Source organism: Mesorhizobium sp. M1A.F.Ca.IN.022.07.1.1 (assembly GCF_003997575.1).
Taxonomy (GTDB): Bacteria; Pseudomonadota; Alphaproteobacteria; order Rhizobiales; family Rhizobiaceae; genus Mesorhizobium.
In genome coordinates, this window is record NZ_RZST01000462.1 from 1 (window position 1) to 3,750 (window position 3,750).

Sequence of the window (3,750 nt, forward strand, 5' to 3'; positions counted from 1 at the left end):
GGCATGATGGACTGCAAGGCGGCGTTGAACGAAACCAACGGCGACATGGAAGCGGCCGTCGACTGGCTGCGCAAGAAGGGCATCTCCAAGGCCGACAAGAAGGCCGGCCGCACCGCGGCGGAAGGCCTGATCGGCGTCGATTCCGGTGTTCGCGAAGCCGCGGTCGTCGAGGTGAACTCCGAGACCGACTTCGTCGCGCGCAACTCCGCCTTCCAGGAAATCGTCGCCAACGTCGCCAAGGTGGCGCTCGCCTATGGCACGACCGAAGCAGTTGCCGCGGCCAAGTATCCGGGCTCCGACAAGTCAGTCACCGACACCATCAAGGACGCGGTCGGCACCATCGGCGAGAACATGGGCTTCCGCCGCTCGGCCAAGCTCACTGTCCCGCATGGCGCGGTGGCGACCTATGTCCACAATGCCGTCGCGGATGGCCTCGGCAAGCTCGGCGTGCTGGTCGCGATCGAGACCACCGGCAATGAGCATGCGGCGAACGCCTTCGGCCGCCAGGTCGCCATGCATGTCGCCGCGACCAACCCGGTTGCGCTGACTGCCGAGGAAGTCGACCCGGCCCTGATCGAGCGCGAGAAGGCGATCTTCTCCGACCAGGCCCGCCAGTCCGGCAAGCCGGAAGCGATCATCGAGAAGATGGTCGAGGGCCGGCTGCGTAAGTTCTATGAAGAGGTCGTGCTCCTGAAGCAGGCCTTCGTGCTCAATCCCGACATCACCGTCGAGAAGGCGCTGAAGGATGCCGAGAAGGAGATCGGCGCTCCGGCGAAGATCACCGCCTATCTGCGTTACGCGCTGGGCGAGGGCATCGAGAAGGAAGCGACCGATTTCGCGGCGGAAGTCGCGGCCGCGGTCAAGAAATAGCCCGAAGCAAAAGTAAGGCTACAGAGCTCAGGCAACTCGGCCGGGTGTCCGCATGGATGCCCGGCCGATCTCTTGAGCGGTATCGATAAAGGCTCTGAGCTTCGGCGCCATCGATGCCCTGCGCGGGAAATAGAGGAACAGGCCCGGCTCCTCGATCGCCGTCTTCGGCAGGATCTGAACCAGACGACCCGCGGCGAGATCGGCGCGCACCAGCGGCTCGAATACGTAGGCGAGCCCGACGCCAGCAAGCGCAAGATCGATCGCCGCAAGCGAATCTGTGACGATGGCCGTGCCGCGCGTCTCGACCACGACATCCTTGCCGTTCTCGTTCAGATCCCAACGATAGAGCCCGCCGGAGCGGACAAGCCGGTAGCCGATGCAATTGTGCCTCGCCAGGTCGGCTACGTCGCGCGGCCGGCCGTGCTTTCCGATATAGCCGGGCGAGGCGACAACCACTGCCTTGACGGGAGGCGTAAGCCGCACGGTGATCATATCCTGTGCGATCATCTCGCCCAACCTGATGCCGGCATCGAAACCCTCGCCGACGATATCGACCAGGGCCTGGTCGGCGAAGACCTCGACCGTCACCTCCGGATAGCGTTCGGCCATGGCCGCGATCACCGGCGTGACCGCCAGGGGGATCGCGATATTGGACGCATTGATCCTGAGCAGGCCGGAGGGCCTGCCCTTGACGCCGCGGATGCGGTCGATGCGCTCGGAGATGTCCTGCAGGGCAGGGGCCGCGGTCTCCACCAGCGCCTTGCCGGCTTCGGTCAGCGAAACGCTGCGCGTGGTGCGCGCAAACAGCGGCTGGCCGATGCGCTCTTCCACCAGCCGCACCGCATGACTGACCGCCGACGGACTCATGCCGAGTTCGGCCGCGGCAAGCGCGAAGCCGCCGCGCCGAGCCACGGCGACGATCACCGGCAGATGCGTCAGCAGATCTCGATCCATTCATGAATAATATCGCATAGTCCTTGCGAACAATGCAATCTTATCGATGCCGCCAAGCTGGTCCACATTGGCGCCAACACACGGGCGGTGGGGCCGATGCGCAAGGAGAAAAAACATGAATGCTTTGAGACATGTGACCTTCGCGGCAGGACTGGCACTGGCGCCCGTCGATGCCGGCGGAGCCGAACCAATGGGCTGGCAAACGCTCGTCGACGAGCGCGCCGTCATCCGCATCGCGGATGCCATTGACCGCGCCGTCGATGCGCAGGATTGGAAGCTCGCCCGCAGCTACTTCGCTGACCGGGTTACCGCGGACTTCAGCAGCCTTTCCGGACAGCCCGCGGCCAGGGTCGCCTCCGACGATCTGATCGGCGCCTGGGCTGCCAATCTCAAAGGCAGCAAGACGAGCCTGCACCTGCGGACCAACCACCAGGTCGAAATAGAGGCCGATACGGCGACCGTCCGTTCCAACGGCTATGCCTGGAACAGGATGGAAGGCAACGGCGATCCGCTCTGGGAGGTCTGGGGCACCTATGAGCATCGCCTGAGCCGATCGGGTCAAGGCTGGAAGGTGGACGGCTTCACGTTCCGCATGACGCATGAGCGCGGCAATCCCTGGGTGAAAGCGACCCCTGGCCAATAAGCCCATACCAAACACGATCGGAACACGTCATGAGCATGAACTATTACACGCTCGGCAATAGCGGCCTGCGCGTCAGCCGGCTGGCGCTGGGCACCATGACCTTCGGCACCGAATGGGGCTGGGGTGCTGACAGGGAAACCTCCCGCGCCATGTTCGACGCCTATGTCGAGGCTGGCGGCAATTTCTTCGACACAGCCGACCTCTACACCGGCGGGACGGCAGAGACCTGGCTCGGCGAATTCGTCGCCGAGCGCGGCTTGCGCGACAAGGCGGTGATCGCCACCAAATTCACGATGAACAAGGAACCCGGCAATCCGAATGCCGGCGGCAATGGCCGAAAGAACATCATGCGCGCGGTGGACGCTTCGCTGAAGCGGCTCGGAACCGACTATATCGATCTTTACCTCATGCATGTCTGGGACAGGCTCACGCCGGCCGAGGAGGTGTTGCGCACGCTGGACGATTTGGTGCGTGCCGGCAAAGTACGCCATATCGGTCTTTCTGACGTGCCGGCCTGGTATGCCGGGCGGGCGCAGGCGATCGCCGAACTGCGCGGCTATGAGCCGGTCTCGGCCCTGCAGCTCGAATATTCGCTCGTCGAGCGCTCGATCGAACATGAATTCGCGCCTTTCGCCTCGCGTCACGGCGCCGGCATCATGGCGTGGAGCCCGCTGGCCAGCGGCCTGCTAAGCGGCAAATACCGCCCGGCGCAAGCCGGCAGTGCCGGCCGGCTCGACGGGTTCCGCAACACCACGCATCCGGGTTTCCAGAAATTCAGCGAACGCAATTGGGCGATCGTTACGGAACTCGAGAAGGTGGCTTCCGAACTCGACCGAAGCATGGCGCAGGTGGCGCTGAACTGGGTTGCGGCGCAGCCGGGTGTGGCCACCGTCATCCTCGGCGCGACGAAACTTGCCCAGTTGCAGGACAATCTCCGGGCGCTGGACTTTTCAATCCCTGCCGAACTCCGCAAGCGGCTCGATTCGGTGAGCCTTGCGCCCGCGCCGTTCCCGCATTCCTTTTTTGGACCCGAGATTCAGGTCAGGGTGGCCGGCGGCGTCGTGACGGGCGACAAGCCGTCCGGCTATTCGCTGCCGGTCCTGATCGAAGGCGAACTGGTCGGGATCAGCAGCAACTGATCGGAAAAGCCTGGAATTTTGCGCGAGGGCGCGGCGTGACATCGCCGCGCCCTTCGTGTATCGGGTCGAACCATCGTGCCAGCGCCGCCAGGCGAAGCGAGGCGCCTTTCGCCTCCAGATTTGCCCGCGCCCCGGCAATGTCGG

General features: G+C 64.3%; 4 protein-coding genes. 3 read left to right on the forward strand and 1 reads right to left on the reverse strand.

Annotation, left to right across the window (positions count from 1 at the left end):
• On the forward strand, positions 1 to 870 hold an 870-nt coding region (gene tsf / locus EOA75_RS30325; protein WP_127325872.1), incomplete at its 5' end, for a translation elongation factor Ts.
• A gap of 27 nt (positions 871 to 897) precedes the next feature.
• Here the strand turns inward: tsf and EOA75_RS30330 are convergent.
• On the reverse strand, positions 898 to 1,824 hold the full coding sequence (locus EOA75_RS30330; RefSeq protein WP_095800765.1) for a LysR family transcriptional regulator: 927 nt from the start codon (positions 1,822 to 1,824) through the stop codon (positions 898 to 900).
• Between the two features lie 115 nt (positions 1,825 to 1,939).
• Here EOA75_RS30330 and EOA75_RS30335 point away from each other — a divergent pair, with 115 nt between their 5' ends.
• Both EOA75_RS30335 and EOA75_RS30340 read left to right on the forward strand, forming a co-directional pair.
• Entirely contained in the window at positions 1,940 to 2,467 is a 528-nt protein-coding gene (locus EOA75_RS30335; protein WP_127325873.1) for a nuclear transport factor 2 family protein, read from the forward strand.
• A 29-nt stretch (positions 2,468 to 2,496) separates the two neighbouring features.
• The gene (locus EOA75_RS30340) at positions 2,497 to 3,606 is read left to right on the forward strand and encodes an aldo/keto reductase (RefSeq protein WP_127216991.1); all 1,110 of its coding nucleotides are present in this window, start codon (positions 2,497 to 2,499) and stop codon (positions 3,604 to 3,606) included.
• The last annotated feature ends 144 nt before the right edge of the window (positions 3,607 to 3,750 follow it).